This window comes from Pseudorhodobacter turbinis (assembly GCF_005234135.1).
Taxonomy (GTDB): domain Bacteria; phylum Pseudomonadota; class Alphaproteobacteria; order Rhodobacterales; family Rhodobacteraceae; genus Pseudorhodobacter; species Pseudorhodobacter turbinis.
Map to the genome: position 1 here is coordinate 530,917 of NZ_CP039965.1, position 18,110 is coordinate 549,026.

Here is an 18,110-nt window from a genome sequence, read left to right on the forward strand (position 1 = left end):
AAGCCCTTTTAGGCCGGATTTGGTCCAGCCCGGGCTTTAACATATCTTTGTGCACGACCGCGTTATATCCCTATTCTATCGCCAAAGGACGGCAGAATTATGACAAAAGGTACCGCCGTGCCGCCGGTCAGTATTCTGGTACTGGCAGCAGGGGCATCAGCGCGTAGGCGTGGGACTGACAAGCTGCTGGAATCCGTCGCGGGCCAGCCATTGCTGCGCCGCGTTGTGCACTTAGCACCGGTACGCCCGTTCTGGTCGCCCCGCCTAATCGAAACCCCGCATGTAAAACAGCCATAGACGGGCTGGATGCCACCATCATCATTGTTGCCCGACACGGTATGGCAAACACGCTACGCCAAGGGGTGACCCCCTACCCCACTCATGCTGCTGCTGGCCGATATGCCAAAGGTCGACGCAACCAATCTGGACACCCCGGAAGATTGGGCCGAATGGCGTGCCGTCGCCACCATAAATGGCAACGGCGTTTAGGTCAGCGCTTAGCGCACCAAAAGCTTGGCTTCGTGCTTTTTCAAGGTCCGGCGGGCGGCAGTGTAATCCTCCAACCCTTCCTTGGTTTTCAACTCCGGGAACAGCTCCAATATCTCATTGCGCTGCGCGTTGCCCATACCTTTCAAGGTATAGTCACCCGGCTGGAAGCTTTCCGTCCACGCCCCGTCCGACAGCACAACCTCATGCTGTTCAAACATAAAGTGGATATAGCTGGTGCCGATGCTTTCGACCTCAAATATCCCCTTGCCACCAACCAAATGCTTGGCCGCGACCAGAACCTCATGCTCATCAAAGTAAAGCGATGTGCGGTCGTTGGACACAAGAACGCGGTGGTTCGGGCTGACCATCATGTCCCGCTCTGGCAAACCATGGCCAAGGCTGCCGCGACGGATCATAATCGGGCGCAGATGCGGGTTGGCTGTCAGCGTGCCCCAATCCATCTTCTTCACACCGGTCCAGCAGATCTGCTGAATACCATTGTCACGGGTGATCACCCGATCTCCGGCGGTCAGGCTTTCAACAGGCACCTCACCCTTGGGGGTGGCGATCAGTGTGCCCGGCGTAAAGCAGGGGATGACATTTTCGATATTGGAAAAGTCCAGATATCCGGCAGGGTTGCCATCTTCGTCAAAGAAATTGACCGTACCGTCTTCGGGGTTATCCGCGGAATAATCGATACGGAACGGGCCAGAGCCGCGCAGATCGAGCGTGTCATAGTCGTCACCCTCTTCGCCGCCATCGATGAATTCACGCGGACCATCGGCCGTAACACCACCAGCAGGCGTATCAACGATAAACAGATCACGGTCGGCACCGCCAAAGAGCACATCCGCCCCGTCGCCACCAATCAACGTATCGCTATCTTCGCCACCCACCAGCGTGTCATCGCCTTCGTCGCCTTCCAGCAAGTCATTGCCTTCATCGCCGCTTAGGAAATCATTATCGACGCCGCCGTAAAGCACGTCATCGCCGTCACCGCCACTCAGACTGTCATCGTCATCACGGCCATAGATCGTGTCATTGCCAGCACCGCCAAAGATCACATCGGGGTTGTTTTCAGGCCGCAAGTCCACATCATCCGGCAAATCCAGAGCTTCGCCTACCCCCTCGCCAAGGCCGCCATAGATCAAATCATCGCCGGCACCGCCAAAGATCGTATCCGCGCCTTCGCTGCCAATGATCGTGTCATCGCCCGCGCCGCCGTACACCAGATCCGCATCGATACCTGCGTCGATGGAATCATTCCCCGTATCGCCAAAGATCGTATCGGCATCATCGCCGGTGATGATCGTATCATTACCGACACCACCGTAAACAAGATCACGGTCATCTTCGGGATCGGTATCCGCCGGATAATAGCCCGGATAATCAATATTTGGCAAAGGTGTGGACCCGGAGGTATTGATGAAATCATCCCCCTCCTGGCCGTAAACGGTATCCTGACCGTCGCCACCATAAAGGAAGTCGCCGCCATCCTCGCCACGCAGCTCGTCGTCGCCGGTACCGCCGTACACAAGATCACGGCCCGCGCCAGACCAGACAGTATCATCGCCCAAGCCCGAAAAGACGGTATCATCGCCGTCACCTGCACGGATACGATCATCATCCGGACCATCCGTGGCGAAAAGCGCATCGCCAGCATCCACCCGCTCGGCATCGATCGGGTCGACATATGTTTCATCAATCAGATCAGCACCATCGGTCCCGCGCACGATACCGTCCCGCGTAGGGTCCACGACCGAAATCGTTGCAACACCCTCATCGGTCAGCCCGTCGGGATCAATAACAGTGTAGTTAATCGTTGCCGATCCGATAAAACCGTCATTTGGCGTAAAGGTCACGCTACGGCCATCGCCATTCACCACAACAGTCCCATCAGCTGAGGTCGGCGTACCGGTGAGCGACAAATCCGCATTCGGATTATCAACATCCGTATCATTGCCAATCAGATCAACCGCCACAGCCGTATCAAGGTCGGTCACATCCCGATCATCAACAGCAACAGGGGCGTCATTGACGGGTGTCACGGTTACCGCAACCGTGCTGCTAGCCTCAACCCCGTCGGGATTGCGCACCGCATAGGTGATCGTATCCTCACCAACGAAATCCCGGTTCGGCGTATAGCTCAGCGTGCCATCCGCATTTACGCCAACCGTGCCATTCTCGGCTGTGGGTGTGCCTGAAATCGTCAGCGCTTGGTCGTTCGTCTCGGTGTCATTTGCCAAGACGGGGATAACGTCAATCACAGTATCCTCTGTCGTGGTCACAGCATCTGGGTTCGCAGTTGGACCGTCGGGCGCATTGTCGACCGTATCGGAAAGCGAGAACATCCCGACAGAGCCCTGAAACGGAGTGTCCAGATTGTTAAGCATACCCGCATCGGATTGTGACTGCCCCGCACCGACAATCCAAGGCTGGTTGATCGGGCCTTGGTCCATGGTCAAGCCGGCGGGGACGTCAGCCTCGAAACTGGCATCGGTGGTCAGGTTAGAAATCTGCAGCGTACCGCCAACAGCCGCATCCCAAGAGTAGACCACATTGATCTCATCGCAGGAGTTCACAAACCCGGCTTCGGTCTGGAAGGTCGCCGTGTCACAACCCGATTCATGCGACACCATGACAGAACCGTCGGGCATCACCTCGATACGGTAGCCGCCGTCGGTCTCGCTCAATGTATCGCGTGACAAAACCGTGTTGGGCGTGTCGCCAACATGCGCATCCTGAGAGAACTGGATTTCCAGGGTGCCGCTTGACATCTGGAACTCTTCGTTGGGAAGAATCTTTACCTTGTCATCCACCCCGTCAAGAACAGCCTTGCCGCCGATCGACGTTGCGCCATCAAGATAAGCACCGTTTTGTGCACCATTACCCAAAGCAGAATCGGCGGCAACGGTGCCAGTTTCGTCAAAGTTATACAGCGCAAATATCGGCATCTTCTTCATTCCTCACTACAGCAACTAGAGACCCAAGAACAGTCAAGGTTGTCCCATCAAGCACGGCATTGGCTGCCGCAAAATCAACGCGAACCAGACACTCAAGTCTCTACGCAACGACGAAGCCAGCTCGATCAAGTGACGTAAAAGAGATAAGACCCAAGCGGCGGAAAGACATTCCCCAGCTTGTGATGGGGACAACCCCAACGCGGCAGCATCTCACGTAAGCCACCGCATGTTGCGGCAACCCACGTTTACACTTATCGACCGCCCCCGCGGCCACTATCCTTCCCAGATTAAGGATATGTTTACTACTACAGGGGCAGACCGCTGCCGCAAAGGGAAATTAGCATCGCACCGGTCCCGCAGATGTGTTTCTTTTGGGGCAAAACAGTGGATTAACACAACTTAACGCCGAAAACGCTCTGCCCGATTGTCGCGAAAATCAGCGGTCAACCTATCCAGATCGCCAGCTTTAAGGCTGTGTTTGCAGGGTTCTTCGTAAATTTTCGAAAAAAACATGCAAAACTGTATCCAACGAAGAAACACGAAACCGCGTCGATTCTGTGGTTAACCATTGATTAAATTAGCCGCACACGGCCAGGTTGCAATCAGGAGCCCGGATCGCCGCTGAGGCGCAAAAATGCGATATATAGTTAACAATGCAGGCTTTTTCCGAATCACTTTGATTGTTTTCCCGAACGAGAAACGCCCCCGGCCGACAGACCCACACCCGTTGGGGCATACTATCAAAATAATGTAATGCTGACGCATAAAACTGGTGCCCGAGGGGAGACTCGAACTCCCACGCCGTGAAGCGGGGGATTTTGAATCCCCTGCGTCTACCATTCCGCCACTCGGGCCCAGTGAGAGCGATGTAACGCGCCTTGCAGGGCGCGTCAATCGGCTCTCTGCGCGAAATTTGAACTTAAAGCGATTTTACTGAAAAAGTATCGCAAGAGGCTAGCGACGCAGATTGGTAGCCCGTCAAAAACCAGCGGGATCGTTGGTCGGATGTGCCATGTGTAAAGCTATGCGGATTTGGCGTGCGGCCTGCGTTGCGTTGCAGCGTGTCATCCCCGATTCGACGTGCCGCATTCACCGCCTCTTGCAGATCCCCCGCATCAATGGTGCCGAATTGCTCTTCTGCCCTGCGCGCCCAGATGCCCGAGAGGCAGTCGGCCTGCAGCTCTATCCGGACCGAGATCGCGTTGCTCTCAGCTTGGGAAAGCTGCGCGCGCACCTCATTTGCCTGCGCAAGGATGCCCAACTCATTTTGCACATGATGCGCGATTTCATGGGCAACGACATAGGCCGCGGCAAAATCACCCCCAGCCCCCAGCTGCTGCTCCAGGGTCACAAAGAAATCCGTATCCAGATAGGCCTTTTTATCCGCAGGGCAATAGAACGGACCAGAGGCCCCCGATGCGCCGCCGCAGGGCGATGAGGTGACCCCTTTGAACAGCACCAGCGTTGCGGGCGTATAGCTGCGGCCCAACTGCTCTTGAAAAACCTGCGCCCAGACCTCTTCGGTATCGGCCAGCGTGACCGAGACAAAAGTGCCGGCCGCCCTATCCTCCGCCGATACTGGCGCGCTTTGCGTGACCTGCCCGCCCCCTTGGCCTTGCAGCAAAGGTGTGACATCAATCCCGAGGAAATAGCCAACCACCAGCACCGCAACCAGTCCGACACCGCCAATGCCCCCTGCCCTGCGCGTGCCTGAACTGCGCGCACCGCGACGGTCTTCGATGTTGCGGCTCTGCCGCCGTCCTTGCCACTTCATTGCGCATCCCTTCACGTCGTTTTCGCAGTCACGATATCCCAGCCCCCAGTTTTCAGGAAGCCTGTTTGTCCTCTTGACGGGCCTTGCGCCGCGTGATGCAAGGCTCCAAAGATATAGGAGCATCCATGATCCGCGCATTGTACAACTGGACGTTGGGGCTGGCCCAATCCCCCAACGCACTTTGGGCGCTGGCGCTGGTGGCCTTCATCGAAAGCTCCGTCTTTCCCATCCCGCCCGATATCCTGATGATCCCGATGATCATCGCAGCCCCGCGCCGCGCTTTCTTGATCGCAGGTGTGGCCACCGCTGCATCGGTGCTGGGGGGGGCGTTCGGCTATTTCATCGGGGCGCAGTTCTTTGAGCAAATCGGCCTGCCGGTGCTGGAATTTTATGGCAAGACCGACAGTTTCATCAGTTTCCAAACCCGCTATAATGAATATGGTGCTTGGGCTGTATTGATCGCCGGCGTCACGCCCTTTCCCTATAAGGTCATCACGATCCTGTCAGGGGCCACGAACCTGTCGTTTCCGGTGTTCATGCTGGCCAGTGTGGTTGCACGTGGCTTGCGGTTTTTCCTGATCGCCGCATTGCTCTATAAATTCGGCGCACCGATACGTGATTTTATTGAACGCCGACTTGGTCTTATGTTCACCCTCGCGGTGGTTCTTCTGATCGCCGGATTTGCAGCTGTGAGGTATCTATGAGCCAGCGAAACAAACTGGTATTTTTGGCGGCGGCGGGCTCTGCGGGGCTTTTGCTGGGGGCGTTTGGGTTTCAATATATCGGCGGTATGTTCCCCTGTGAGCTGTGCCTTTTGCAGCGTTGGCCCCATGCGGCGGCGATTGCCATCGGGGTGTTTGCCCTGTTTTGCGGCGCGCGGCTGTTGCCCTATCTGGGCGCGCTTGCAGCCCTTGCCTCAGCCGGTGTTGCGCTGTTCCACACCGGGGTAGAACGCGCTTGGTGGGAGGGGCTTGCCTCTTGCAGTGGCGGATCGCTGGGCGGGTTGAGCGTGGATGATCTGCTCAACCCGAGTGTCGTGATTGCCGCCCCCGTGCGCTGCGATGCGGTCGCTTGGGAAATGTTCGGCCTTTCGATGGCATCCTGGAACGGGATCCTGTCGGTGGTGCTGGCGCTGGTCTGGCTGGCGGCGGCGCGCAAAGACGCCGCCTAAGCGGCGTCTGCCTTGGGCGGTGAGATCGCGATCAGCTTGGACCCGGCTGCCGGAACTGTTTTGCTTTCGGGTGCCACCAGCCGCAAATCACCCTTGGCCGGAATTTCACACAGCAAGACCGACTCCGGCCGGTCGTTGCGCCAATCCTCAAACCCGTATTCCTCGGTCAGCTTGGTGGTTCGCACGGTCCAGCCCTGAATCAACAGCGCCTCCAGCTCATGATAGGTGCGCCCGTCACCCAGCCTGCGCCCGCCAAGCGTGACCGGCAGGCTGTGGCGCTGGCTTTCACTTTTGTCGCGCGGCAGTTGCCAGACCTTGTCGCGGCCAAATTCAGGGGCCAGATCGGTGGCGACCAGCGTGTTGTAGCTGTCATTATCCGTCGCCGCGAAAATCGTAGAAAAGCCGATGAACTCCACCTGACTTTCCGCCGCCTCTGACAGGATATCGCCGTAAAACACCGGCAGGCCTTCCGCGCGGGCAAGGCGCAAGCGGCCAAGGTTCATATCGGTGATCAGCACCGGAATTTCTGCCTTTTGCAAGGCCGCACCCAGGCCCGCCGTAAGCCGCGTACCGCCCACCAAAAGCACCCCCGGCACCTCGGCCGCGCGCAGGCCCAAAAGGCTGGCCAGCGGCGTTAGCCCAAAGCCGTTTATCACCACGGTCGAGGCAACAAGCGCGAATGCCAGCGGCCCGATTGCAGCACCATCCGCAATCCCCAAACCCACCAGCCTTTCGCCAAACAGCCCCGCCACGGCCATCAAGACCACGCCGCGCGGGCCGGTAAAGGCAACCAAGACACGCTCTTTCATTGGCAGGTCGGTGCCCAGAAGCGCCACCATCACCGTAAAGGGCCGCGCCACCAGAACGACCAGCAGCACAAACAGCACCGCCCGCAGATCAAGTGCCAGCAGCGCCTCCATCTTCAGCCCCGCCGCCAACAGGATAAACACGCCAGACACCAGCAAGATCGTCGCATGTTCCTTAAAACGGCGCAGCTCCTCATAGCTGGGCAATTGCGCATTGGCGATCACAAGCCCCATCACCGTTACCGCCAACAACCCGCTTTCGTGCATCAAACGGTCCGTCAGGGCGAAGGCCCCCAAAAGCACCACAAACAACACCGGAATTTTCATATACTCGGGCACCAGCCCACGCCGGAAGGCATAGGCAATGCCGCGCCCCGCCAAAAGCCCCGTCAGCGTGGCAAAGAAAATCCCGCTAAAGAAATGCACCGCCGCATCCGAGGCATCCGAATTGGTCGCCAAAACCTGCACGGCTGCAAAGGCAAGCACCGCCGCAAGCGCGCCCACCGGATCGTTTACAATCGCTTCCCATTGCAGCAAGGCCGCAGGCCTGCGTGACAAACGCGCCTGACGCAGCAAAGGCGCGATAACAGTCGGGCCGGTCACAATCATGATGCCGCCGAACACCGCAGATGCCCCCCAGCCTAATCCTGCCCCGTAATGCACCGCAAGGGCCGAGGTCAACCAGCCCAAGGGCGCGCCGATAATCACCAGCCGCCGCACCCCCTTTGCCGCATCCTGCAGCGCATGAAAATTCAGCGTCAGCCCGCCCTCGAACAAGATCACTGCAACCGCGACCGAGATCATCGGCCCGACCAGATCCCCAATATCGCGCGACGGGATAAACACCCCCGTGACCGGCCCGACGATCAACCCCGCCAGCAGCATCAGCACAATCGCGGGCATCTGGATGCGCCACGCCAGCCACTGCGCCCCGACCCCGATCACCCCGACAAGGGCAAACGCCTCAACCGGGCTTAAGCCCGCGGATTCAACGGCCATAGGGGCTTGCCTTCTGCGCGGTCAGGTCGCCGGTTTGGAACAGACGCGCATGTTCTTGCAGCGCGAAACGGTCGGTCATACCGGCAACATAGTCGGCCACAATGCGCGCTAGCAGGGTTTGCGTATCGGCACGGGCCACATCATCGCGCCACTCGTCCGGCAGGGTTTCGGGCTGTGACATGAACAGCGGGAACAGATCGCGCACGACCGTTGTAACCCGCGCGCGCTCTTCCATCACGCTGGGGGCGCGGTACATTCTGGTGAAAAGGAACGAGCGGATTGCCTTCAGCTCTTGGTAAAGCGGTTTGGAAAAGCGGATCACGGTATCATCCATCGCACGAATATCATGCTCCGATTGCGGATTGGCAGCCGTAAGGCGGATGTTGGCCACCGCGATCACATCCTCAACCATACGGCCAAAGACACGGCGCAGCGCCTCATGCCGCCTGCGCATTTTATCGAGGCCAGGGTGCAGCGCATCCACCGCCTCGAACGCGGGGCCGGTGACGGGCAGCTCCATCAGGTCATCTTCGTTGAAGAGGCCCGACCGCAGGCCGTCATGCAGATCATGGTGCGAATAGGCGATGTCATCGGCGATGGCCGCCACCTGCGCCTCGGCGCTGGCAAAAGTTTGCAGCTCCAGATCCCATTCGGCATTCGCCTCTGCCAGCGCATAGGGAAGCTCCTCCCCCACGCCCGCGACAACGGGACCGTTGTGCTTGGCGATGCCCTCCAGCGATTCCCATGTCAGGTTCAGCCCGTCGAAATCGGCATAGTGCCGCTCCAGCCGTGTGACGATCCGCAGGGCCTGCGCGTTGTGATCAAACCCGCCATAAGGGGCCATCAGATCGGCTAGGGCATCCTCGCCCGTATGGCCAAAGGGGGTGTGGCCCAGATCATGCGCCAAGGCAATCGCCTCGGCCAGATCGGTATTCAGGCCCAACACCCCCGAGATTGTGCGCGCTACCTGCGCCACCTCGATCGAATGGGTCAGGCGGGTGCGGTAATAATCGCCCTCATGTTCCACAAAGACCTGCGTCTTGTGTTTCAACCGCCGGAACGCCGAGGAATGGATGATCCGGTCGCGGTCGCGCTGGAAGGCGGAACGGAAAGACGACATCCGTTCAGTGTGCAATCGACCACGGGAGGCGTCCGGCTGGCAGGCAAAGGGTGCGAGCATAATGTCAAACCTATTGGGCCGCTCATCGCGGCTATCAACTTTCCCCTATAAGCGATTCTGTTAAAGATGGCACCCACCCTGCACATCTCTTGTCGCAGTGACGCCACGCCCCTATATTGGGGAAAAGCCCCCGTGACCGATAGGCCCTAACATGACATTGACCCTGCCCCCCCGCGTAACCGACCGTGCGTTTGCCCGACTGGCCGAGATTGCCGAGGAAGCGGGCGAAGTCAAAGCCCTGCGTGTGGCCGTCGAAGGCGGCGGCTGTTCCGGCTTTCAATATGATATCCGGCTTGATGATCCTGCCGCCGATGATACCATCTTTGAAAAAGACGGCATGAAGGTGCTGGTGGATGAGGTGTCGATGCCCTTCCTTGCCAATGCCGTGATCGATTTCTCTGAAGAGCTGATCGGCGCGCGCTTTGTGATCGAGAACCCGAACGCCAGCAGCTCTTGTGGCTGTGGCACCTCGTTTTCCATGTAAGCTTGCCCCTAGCCCCCTGCCCGCTTAGAACAAGGCAAAACAGGGGGCTATATGAAGCTAGCGACATTCAACATCAACGGTATCAAGGCCCGTATCGACGCATTGCCCCGCTGGCTAGAGGCGGCCAAACCCGATGCAGTGGCCTTGCAAGAGATCAAATCCGTCGATGAAAACTTCCCGCGCACCCTGTTCGAGGATATGGGTTACCAAGTCGAAACCCACGGACAAAAGGGGTTTAACGGGGTTGCGATCCTGTCTCGTCTGCCGTTGGAAGATATTGTGCGCGGGTTGCCCGGCGACGATACCGACGAGCAATCCCGCTGGATCGAGGCAACCGTGATGGGCGATCGCGCGGTGCGGCTGTGCGGGCTTTATTTGCCCAATGGCAACCCTGTGCCGGGGCCGAAATATGATTACAAGCTGGCGTGGATGGCGCGGATGGAGGCGCGGGTGGCCGAACTGCTGCGCCTTGAGGAACCCTTGGTGGTTGCCGGCGACTACAATGTCATCCCCCAGCCCGAGGATGCCGCAAACCCGCTGGCGTGGACCGAGGATGCGCTGTTCCTACCCGCCACCCGCGCCGCATACCGCCGTATCGTGAACCTTGGCCTGACGGATGCGTTTCGTGCGCAAAACCAAGCCGCTGGCCAATACAGCTTTTGGGATTATCAGGCCGGCGCCTGGCAAAAGAACAACGGCATCCGCATCGATCACCTGCTTTTGTCACCGCAAGCGGCTGATCTGTTACGCGATTGCCGGATTGACCGCGAAGTGCGGGCCGAGGAGAAGCCCTCGGATCACGTACCCGTCTGGATCGACCTCGCCGCCTAGCGCGAGGCGGTCACATCGTGGCTGTAAATCCAGTCATATCGCTTAAGCGCCAAACCCGGCGCCATAGCCCCGCCCAGCCGCAGGCCCAGATGCGCCAAACTGCGCATCGGCTCACGCAGATGATAGGCGCGGGCATTGCCATTGGCGGCCTGAACAATTCGCGCACAGCGATGCGCCCGCGCTGATTGATATGCCGTCAGCCCCTTTTCCGGCCCGAAACGATCAAGACAATCGGCCAGAACCCAAGCATCTTCCAACGCCATATTCGCACCTTGGGCAAGGAACGGCAGCGTTGGATGCGCCGCATCACCAAGGATTGCCGCGCGGGTGCCATGCCAGCGTTTGGCGACCGGATGGCGGAACAAGCCCCAAAGCCAGACATCGTCCACCTGCTCCAACCATTTCTGAACACGCGGGCTGAACCCTTCGAACGCCAGTCGCATTTCCATCGGATCATCGCGCAGGTTCCAGCTTTCCTCAACCCATTGGCGACGTTCTTCGACGGCCACGATGTTGCGCAAAGTGCCGCCACGCAAAGGATAGCTAACCAGATGACGACCCGCCCCCATATGCACCTCTGCCTCGGCTGGTGCATCGGCTTCGGCAGGGATCAGCGCGCGCCATGCTACCTGATGGGTAAAGAATGGCGCCACCACCCCGTTGAGCGCCGCGCGCACCTTGGAATGAAGCCCGTCGGCACCGATCAGAAAGCTCACCTTGCGCTCTGCCCCTTGGGCGGTGATCAGACGCGGCTGGCTGCCCGAAAGGTCCACCTGCTCGATCCGTTGCAAAAGCTGCATCTCGACGCCTGCATCCGCGGCGGCTTTGCGCAAAATCTCGATCAAATCGGCGCGGTGCATCAGATGAAAGGTTTGGCCGCGGCTTGTCAGGTCCAGCCTCGTCACCGTATCGCCGCTATAGCCATCGCGCAGATGCACGGCCTGCCCGGCAACAGAACCCGCATTCAAAGCGGTTTCAAGGCCAAGCGCGCGCATCACTGCGGCCCCGTTAGGCGACACCTGCAAACCTGCGCCAACCTCGCGGATGGCATCGGCCTGTTCCAAAAGCGTCACCTTGGCCCCGCGCTGCGCAAGGGCTGTGCCAACCGCCAAACCGGCAACACCAGCGCCCAGAACCGTGATATCCATGCTCTTTAACATCATCTTTTGGGCCTTCCAAAAGCACCAAGGCCAGACCAACGGGTCTGGCCTTGGTTCAAGACACCGTCACCCGTCGTGACGGGAAAATCAATCTTCGCGGTGAACCCGTTCGCGGCGTTCGTGCTTTTCCTGCGCTTCCAGCGTCATGGTCGCAATCGGGCGCGCATCAAGCCGCTTGAGGGAAATCGGTTCCCCAGAAGCCTCGCAATATCCGAATTCGCCGTTTTCAACACGCCGAAGGGCCGCATCGATTTTGGCCACCAGCTTGCGCTGCCGGTCACGGGTGCGCAGTTCCAGCGCGCGGTCGGTTTCTTCGGATGCGCGGTCGGCAACATCCGGCACCGCACGCGCAGACCCTTGCAACACCTCAATGGTTTCGGCAGATTGCTCCAGCAACTCTTGCTTCCACGTCACCAGCTTGCGACGAAAATATTCCAGCTGGCGATCATTCATGAATGGTTCGCTTTCAGCTGGGCGGTAATCGTCGGGAAGAAAGGACTGTGCCTTCATCTCGTGAATCTCCAGTTGATCGATCGTATCCGACAAAGGGATATTTGACATTCCAAACACTCCTGTTAGCGGTGCATTAAAGGAAGCTGTCGCGATTGTCACTAGCGGTTGCGAGATTTTGATGCCGCGGATAGGTTCGGCACGTAAAAATAAGAGGGGCTACAGCCAGAAGATGAAATTTGCGTCCACAGACAGCTACATAGCCACCGAAGACCTGACAGTTGCCGTCAACGCCGCCGTTATTTTGCAACGCCCCTTGCTGGTGAAGGGCGAGCCGGGCACCGGAAAAACCGAGCTGGCCCGGCAAGTGGCGCAATCGCTTGGCATGCCCTTGCTGGAATGGAACGTCAAATCCACCACCAAGGCACAACAAGGCCTTTATGAGTATGACGCCGTCAGCCGTTTGCGCGATAGCCAGCTGGGCGACGAGCGCGTTCATGACGTCAAAAACTACATCCGCAAGGGCAAGCTTTGGCAGGCTTTTGATGCCGAGGAACGCGTGGTTCTTTTGATCGACGAGATCGACAAAGCCGACATCGAATTCCCCAATGACCTTTTGCAAGAACTCGACCAGATGGAGTTTTTTGTCTATGAGACCGGCGAGATGGTCAAGGCGCGCCACCGCCCCATCGTCATCATCACCTCCAACAATGAAAAGGAACTGCCCGACGCGTTCTTGCGCCGCTGTTTCTTTCACTTCATCCGCTTTCCGGAAATGGAGACCCTGCGCCGGATCGTCGAGGTTCACTTTCCCGGTATCAAGGACGGCTTGCTGACCGCCGCCCTCACCCAGTTCTATGAGCTGCGCGAGGTCCCCGGCCTCAAGAAAAAGCCCTCCACCAGTGAGGTTCTCGACTGGCTGAAGCTGCTTTTGGCCGAAGATCTGGGGCCGAAGGATCTGGCGCGTGACAAGGTGTCATTGCCGCGTCTGCACGGTGCCCTCCTCAAGAACGAGCAAGACGTGCATCTTTTCGAACGTCTCGCCTTTATGGCACGGGGGCAGCGCTAGGCGGTCCATAGACAGTCGGGGCCGGGCGCGGTATGGCAGGGATGAATTTGACGGGCGGGAAGAAGCCGCCCTGTTTTGGGGGCGAATGAATGATCGTTTTGGGCGCAATTCTCGTAGGGGCCATCATCGGGGCCGGCCTCGCGCATAAGCGTGGCGGCAAGATGCTGGACAAACTGCAATACGGCGCCGGTTTCGGCATCGCCCTTGGTATTCTGGGCCTTTTTATCACCGTCTTTTTGAACCGCGCTTACTGATCCGATGTTCTTGCCCTTCTTCGAGACATTGCGAAAGCACGGGGTTCCGGTCAGCCTGCGCGAATACCTCTCTTTTCTAGAAGGGGTTGTGGCCGGGCTGGTTACCTATGACGTTGACGGGTTTTACTATCTTGCCCGCCTGACGATGGTAAAGGACGAACGCCATCTCGACCGTTTCGATCAGGCCTTTGCCGCCAGTTTCAAGGGGTTGGAGACAGTCACGCCGCAGGCCGTTATCGACGCGCTGGACCTGCCCGAGGAATGGTTGCGAAAGCTTGCCGAAAAACACCTCAGCGCCGAAGAGCGCGCGGCGGTAGAGGCCATGGGCGGTTTCGACAAGCTGATGGAAACGCTGAAACAGCGGCTGGAGGAACAAAAGGGCCGGCATCAGGGCGGCAATAAGTGGGTCGGCACCGCAGGCACATCCCCCTTTGGCGCCTATGGCTACAATCCCGAGGGCGTGCGCATCGGCCAAAAAGAGGGCCGCCATGGCCGCGCCGTAAAGGTCTGGGACAAGCGCGAGTTCAAGAACCTCGACGACTCGGTCGAACTGGGCACCCGCAACATCAAGGTCGCCTTGAAGCGTCTGCGCAAATGGGCCCGTGACGGTGCCGCCGAAGAGCTGGACCTCGATCACACCATCCGTGCCACTGCCGAGCATGGCTATCTCGATGTGCAAACCCGCCCTGAACGCCGCAACGCCGTGAAGGTCTTGCTGTTTCTCGATGTTGGCGGTTCGATGGACCCATATGTCAAAGTGGTGGAGGAGCTCTTCAGCGCCGCAAGGTCTGAATTCCGGCATCTGGAGCATTTCTATTTCCACAACTGCGTCTATGAAGGGTTGTGGCGCGACAACCGCCGCCGCTGGGATGCGCAGACCCCAACATGGGACATTTTGCGCACCTACGGCCCTGATTGGAAATGCATCTTTGTCGGTGACGCCAGCATGAGCCCCTATGAGGTCCTCCACCCCGGCGGCGCAAATGAGCATTGGAACCAAGAATCCGGTCAGGTCTGGCTGGAGCGGTTTTTCCAGCAGTGGCCCTCGCACCTCTGGATCAACCCCACGCCGGAACGCTTTTGGGACCACACCCATTCGATCCGCCTGATCCAAGAGATCACCCAAGATCGCATGGTGCCGATGACGCTGGACGGCATCACCCGTGGCATCAAAGCCCTGACCCGATGACCGCTATCCTCGCCCCAGCCCTTTGCAACGGGTATTTTCACCCCATATTATACCCATGATAAAGTTTCTTCCCATTTTGCTGCCCTTGGTGCTGGCCTATGTCATGTACCGTTTTTCGGCATGGCAAACGGGCAAGCATCTTGACCAAGCCTCTACGCCGCTGCGCGACCCACAGCTAGCCCCCTTGCTGGACCGGATGGCCGCAGCGCTTGAGGTGCCAAGGATCGCGGTGCATGTCTATGACGTAGAGCCGGTGAACGGGTTGGCCGCCCCCGACGGGCGCATCTTCCTGACCCGAGGTTTTATTGATCGCTACCGCCAAGGGATTGTCACGGCTGAAGAAATCGCCTCGGTGATCGCGCATGAATTGGGCCATGTCGCCTTGGGCCACACCAAACGGCGGATGATTGACGTGACGGGGCAAAACGCGGCCTTCATGATGATCGCGACCTTGCTTAGCCGGTTTATCCCGATTGTGGGGGTGTTTGTGGCCTCATATGTCACGCGCGTATTGGGCGCAGGCCTGTCGCGGCGCGCCGAGCATGAGGCCGACGCCTATGCCAGCGCCTTGCTGGTCAAGGCAGGCATCGGGACGGCCGCGCAAAAGTCGCTTTTCACCAAGCTGGACCGGCTGACGGGCGCGGGCGGTGCCGAGGTGCCGCAATGGCTACGCTCCCACCCGAAAACCGAGGTGCGGATTGCCGCCATTGAGGCGCGCGAAAAGCAGTGGGGGCTGGTTTAACGCCCCTGAAACTGCGCCACCCCAATGCCCGCCGCCTGAAGTGCCGCACGGACAGCCCGCGCAATGGTCACCGCATTTTCCGTATCCCCATGCAAACAGATCGTATCTATTGGCGTGGGGATATGCTTGCCGCTTTGGGTGATGATCGCCCCTGCGCGGATCATTTCCACCATACGCGCGGCGGCAGTTTCGGCATCATGGATCACCGCCCCCGGCAGCTTGCGATCAACCAATGTTGCATCATCATTATAGGCACGGTCGGCAAAGACCTCTGCCACCCAAGGGCCACCGATTGCCTCCGCGGCCTCTTGCTGGGCGGTCGCGGCGATGGCCATCAGGATGATGTCGGGGGCCACATCCCGTGCCGCCTGAAAACAGGCCACGGCAATCCCCGCATCCTCGGCTGCCATATTGGCCAAGGCCCCGTGCAGCTTCAAATGCCGTAGCTTGCCGCCCGCCAAGGCCGCCATCGCTTGTGCCGCACCCAGTTGATATCCAACCATATTCCGCAACTCAGCATGGCTTAGTGACAGACGACGACGCCCGAACCCCTGCAGATCGGCAAAGCCCGGATGTGCGCCCAGCCCCACCCCCTGCTTGATGGCCGCAGCCATTGTCGCGGCCATCACAGAAGGGTCGCCTGCGTGAAAGCCGCAAGCGATATTGGCCGAGGTGATGACCGGCAAAAGCCCTGCATCATCGCCCATGACCCAAGGGCCAAACCCCTCGCCCATATCGGCATTCAGATCGACGGTAAGTGTCATAAATCCTCCGTTCCGGTAATCATCCCCGAGATAAGCTGATAGGACAGCAGATCCGCGATATCCTCTGGCGCGCGCAGGCGCGGGTGGCATCGGGCGGCAAGGGATAGGCGCATGGCGCGGTCTTTGGCTTCGATATCAAGCGCCTGATCCAGCGTTACAAAGGCAAACCGCACCGCCGCCCCCGCAGGGATCTGCGCCAGCATCGGCAGATCGGCCGGAATAACCGTGCCGATACGCGGATAGCCCCCGGTGGTCTGCGCCTCGGGCAGCAAGACATAGGGCGCGCCGTCACCGGGGATCTGGATATCGCCCTTGGTGATAATCTCGGACAGGATCGACTGGCCCGACGACAGGCCGAACCCCTCCCCCTCGGGTACCAGCCGCACGCCCTGACGGTTGGCGCGGGCATCCCGGCAAAAGCAGGTGCGGGTAAAACGGGCCAGCGTCTCGGCATCAAACAGATCGGTCTGCAAAGAGGCCAATATCCGCGCGGTGCCGCCCTGAAACCGGTCCTGAACAGGTAAAACCTCCCCCACCGGCCCACCGAGATCGGGACCAAGAGGCAGGGATTGGCCCGCCTCCAGCACCGTACCGATGCCCGCCGCCAGATGCGCTGCACGCGCGCCCAAGACCGGAACCGTATCAATGCCCCCGCCAAGCGTCAAATAGCCGTAAACGCCCGCGCGCGCACCACCAATGGTCAAAGTTTCACCCGCTGGCAGCAGATGGCTCGCGTTCCATGCAATCGGCGCGCCATCAATCGCCGCCGCCATGGGCGCGCCCGTCAGGGCAATACGCAACGGGGCTGTGGCGGTAAAGCTGCCCCCGAAACCGGCCATTTCCAATGCAGCAAGATCGGGAGGCTGACGCAAAAGCGCCGCCCCTTCAGCCAAGGCCAATCTATCCGCAGCCCCCCCCTGCGACAAGCCAGAGGCAATATGCCCCGAACGGCCAAGGTCCTGAACCGTGACGCCGGGGCCGACAGAAAGGATATGCAAATCGGTCATGTGATCGCCACCGCCTCCGCGCCGCCGTTGCTGGTCGTATCGCGCTGGATATTGGCATATTCCGCTGCAGAGACCGCATAGAACTGCACCTCATCCCCCGCACGCAGGGCGAAAGGATCGGCATCCTCGGGCAAAAAGCATCGAAACGCGGTTTGCCCGACATGCCGCCACCCCGTGGGAGAGGCATTGGCGAACAGCACAAACTGGCGCACCGCAACCACCAAGGCCCCCACTGGCACCTGCGGGGTGATCGCAGCCTGTCGCGGAATATCCCACGCAGGGGGGAGTTCACCCAGATAGGGCTGACCGGGCGCAAAGCCAAGCGTCAGCACCCGCGTGCGCGCCCCGGACAGATCGGCAATCGCCTGCTTCACGTCCACGCCCGCAAGGCCAGCCGCCTCGGCCAGTTGCGGGGCGGCATCGGTACCGTAAAGGGTTGGGATGCGCCAGAAGCGGCGGCCTTGGGGCGGCGGCGCGTCATACCAATCCCTTGCCCCAAGCAGGCTAGCCAGTCGCGCGGTCAAATCCGCATGGCGCAGATGCAGCGGATCAAACCGCAGATAAACCGACGCCAGCGCGCTTGAGGTTTCCTCCACCCCCGACCAGCCCTCACCCACCACCGCCGCGCGAAAAGCCAAGGCCGCACGGTTGGCAGGCTCGGTCAGGGCATCGGCGAAACGCACCAGCAGACCATCAAGACCAACCGGCGCAATACGCGGCCAATCGGGGCTTTGGGCTGTTTTCAAATTTTGTCCCTTATGCATATTCAAGCGCCCAT

18 protein-coding genes and 1 tRNA gene are annotated in these 18,110 nt (G+C 59.4%); 9 read left to right on the forward strand and 10 right to left on the reverse strand.

Annotation, left to right across the window (positions count from 1 at the left end):
* Positions 1-99: 99 nt before the first annotated feature.
* Positions 100-297: an NTP transferase domain-containing protein gene (locus EOK75_RS14870; RefSeq protein WP_137194873.1), complete on the forward strand. Its 198-nt coding sequence runs from the start codon at positions 100-102 to the stop codon at positions 295-297.
* Between the two features lie 200 nt (positions 298-497).
* Here the strand turns inward: EOK75_RS14870 and EOK75_RS14875 are convergent, their stop codons facing one another.
* The 3 genes from EOK75_RS14875 to ypfJ all read right to left on the reverse strand — a co-directional run bounded on the left by EOK75_RS14875 (position 498) and on the right by ypfJ (position 5,226).
* Positions 498-3,443, reverse strand: a complete 2,946-nt coding sequence (locus EOK75_RS14875) for a Hint domain-containing protein (protein WP_137194874.1) — start codon at positions 3,441-3,443, stop codon at positions 498-500.
* Positions 3,444-4,222: 779 nt separating this feature from the next.
* Positions 4,223-4,306 (reverse strand) — tRNA-Leu (locus EOK75_RS14880).
* A gap of 65 nt (positions 4,307-4,371) precedes the next feature.
* Positions 4,372-5,226, reverse strand: coding sequence for a KPN_02809 family neutral zinc metallopeptidase (gene ypfJ / locus EOK75_RS14885; protein ID WP_137194875.1), 855 nt, complete (start codon positions 5,224-5,226; stop codon positions 4,372-4,374).
* A gap of 125 nt (positions 5,227-5,351) precedes the next feature.
* Between ypfJ and EOK75_RS14890 the strand changes: the two genes are divergently transcribed.
* Positions 5,352-5,930 (forward strand): YqaA family protein, encoded by a 579-nt coding sequence (locus EOK75_RS14890; protein ID WP_137194876.1) that lies wholly within the window; start codon positions 5,352-5,354, stop codon positions 5,928-5,930.
* Positions 5,927-6,397, forward strand: coding sequence for a disulfide bond formation protein B (locus EOK75_RS14895; protein ID WP_137194877.1), 471 nt, complete (start codon positions 5,927-5,929; stop codon positions 6,395-6,397). Before EOK75_RS14890 ends, EOK75_RS14895 begins: the two co-directional genes overlap by 4 nt.
* Here the strand turns inward: EOK75_RS14895 and EOK75_RS14900 are convergent.
* Both EOK75_RS14900 and EOK75_RS14905 read right to left on the reverse strand, forming a co-directional pair.
* A complete protein-coding gene (locus EOK75_RS14900; RefSeq protein WP_137194878.1) occupies positions 6,394-8,202 on the reverse strand; it encodes a cation:proton antiporter in 1,809 nt (602 codons plus the stop codon). The genes EOK75_RS14895 and EOK75_RS14900 overlap by 4 nt on opposite strands.
* Complete coding sequence (locus EOK75_RS14905; protein WP_137194879.1) at positions 8,192-9,382, reverse strand: deoxyguanosinetriphosphate triphosphohydrolase; 1,191 nt, start codon at positions 9,380-9,382, stop codon at positions 8,192-8,194. Before EOK75_RS14905 ends, EOK75_RS14900 begins: the two co-directional genes overlap by 11 nt.
* Before the next feature lie 157 nt (positions 9,383-9,539).
* Here EOK75_RS14905 and EOK75_RS14910 point away from each other — a divergent pair, with 157 nt between their 5' ends.
* Both EOK75_RS14910 and xth read left to right on the forward strand, forming a co-directional pair.
* Positions 9,540-9,866 (forward strand): HesB/IscA family protein, encoded by a 327-nt coding sequence (locus EOK75_RS14910; RefSeq protein ID WP_137195802.1) that lies wholly within the window; start codon positions 9,540-9,542, stop codon positions 9,864-9,866.
* A gap of 51 nt (positions 9,867-9,917) precedes the next feature.
* Positions 9,918-10,697 carry an exodeoxyribonuclease III gene (gene xth / locus EOK75_RS14915; RefSeq protein WP_137194880.1) on the forward strand — a complete coding sequence of 260 codons (780 nt, stop codon included), beginning with the start codon at positions 9,918-9,920 and terminating at the stop codon, positions 10,695-10,697.
* Here the strand turns inward: xth and EOK75_RS14920 are convergent.
* Both EOK75_RS14920 and dksA read right to left on the reverse strand, forming a co-directional pair.
* Positions 10,694-11,860 carry an FAD-dependent monooxygenase gene (locus EOK75_RS14920; RefSeq protein WP_137194881.1) on the reverse strand — a complete coding sequence of 389 codons (1,167 nt, stop codon included), beginning with the start codon at positions 11,858-11,860 and terminating at the stop codon, positions 10,694-10,696. The two genes, xth and EOK75_RS14920, sit on opposite strands and share 4 nt — an antisense overlap.
* A gap of 84 nt (positions 11,861-11,944) precedes the next feature.
* Complete coding sequence (gene dksA, locus EOK75_RS14925) at positions 11,945-12,367, reverse strand: RNA polymerase-binding protein DksA (protein ID WP_137195803.1); 423 nt, start codon at positions 12,365-12,367, stop codon at positions 11,945-11,947.
* A 172-nt stretch (positions 12,368-12,539) separates the two neighbouring features.
* Here dksA and EOK75_RS14930 point away from each other — a divergent pair, with 172 nt between their 5' ends.
* From EOK75_RS14930 to EOK75_RS14940, 4 genes are all read left to right on the forward strand, one after another.
* Positions 12,540-13,376: an AAA family ATPase gene (locus EOK75_RS14930; protein WP_137194882.1), complete on the forward strand. Its 837-nt coding sequence runs from the start codon at positions 12,540-12,542 to the stop codon at positions 13,374-13,376.
* A gap of 89 nt (positions 13,377-13,465) precedes the next feature.
* On the forward strand, positions 13,466-13,630 hold the full coding sequence (locus EOK75_RS20880; protein ID WP_168199259.1) for a hypothetical protein: 165 nt from the start codon (positions 13,466-13,468) through the stop codon (positions 13,628-13,630).
* A gap of 4 nt (positions 13,631-13,634) precedes the next feature.
* The gene (locus tag EOK75_RS14935) at positions 13,635-14,819 is read left to right on the forward strand and encodes a vWA domain-containing protein (protein ID WP_137194883.1); all 1,185 of its coding nucleotides are present in this window, start codon (positions 13,635-13,637) and stop codon (positions 14,817-14,819) included.
* Positions 14,820-14,874: 55 nt separating this feature from the next.
* Positions 14,875-15,561 carry a M48 family metallopeptidase gene (locus EOK75_RS14940; protein ID WP_137194884.1) on the forward strand — a complete coding sequence of 229 codons (687 nt, stop codon included), beginning with the start codon at positions 14,875-14,877 and terminating at the stop codon, positions 15,559-15,561.
* Here the strand turns inward: EOK75_RS14940 and EOK75_RS14945 are convergent.
* Genes EOK75_RS14945 through EOK75_RS14955 form a run of 3 tightly spaced genes read right to left on the reverse strand, consistent with a single transcriptional unit; the run spans position 15,558 to position 18,078 of the window.
* Positions 15,558-16,325, reverse strand: a complete 768-nt coding sequence (locus tag EOK75_RS14945; RefSeq protein ID WP_137194885.1) for a LamB/YcsF family protein — start codon at positions 16,323-16,325, stop codon at positions 15,558-15,560. The genes EOK75_RS14940 and EOK75_RS14945 overlap by 4 nt on opposite strands.
* Positions 16,322-17,332, reverse strand: a complete 1,011-nt coding sequence (locus EOK75_RS14950) for a 5-oxoprolinase subunit C family protein (protein ID WP_137194886.1) — start codon at positions 17,330-17,332, stop codon at positions 16,322-16,324. The genes EOK75_RS14945 and EOK75_RS14950 overlap by 4 nt, the downstream gene beginning before the upstream one ends.
* A complete protein-coding gene (locus EOK75_RS14955) occupies positions 17,329-18,078 on the reverse strand; it encodes a 5-oxoprolinase subunit B family protein (protein WP_240794115.1) in 750 nt (249 codons plus the stop codon). Before EOK75_RS14955 ends, EOK75_RS14950 begins: the two co-directional genes overlap by 4 nt.
* Positions 18,079-18,110 lie beyond the last annotated feature (32 nt).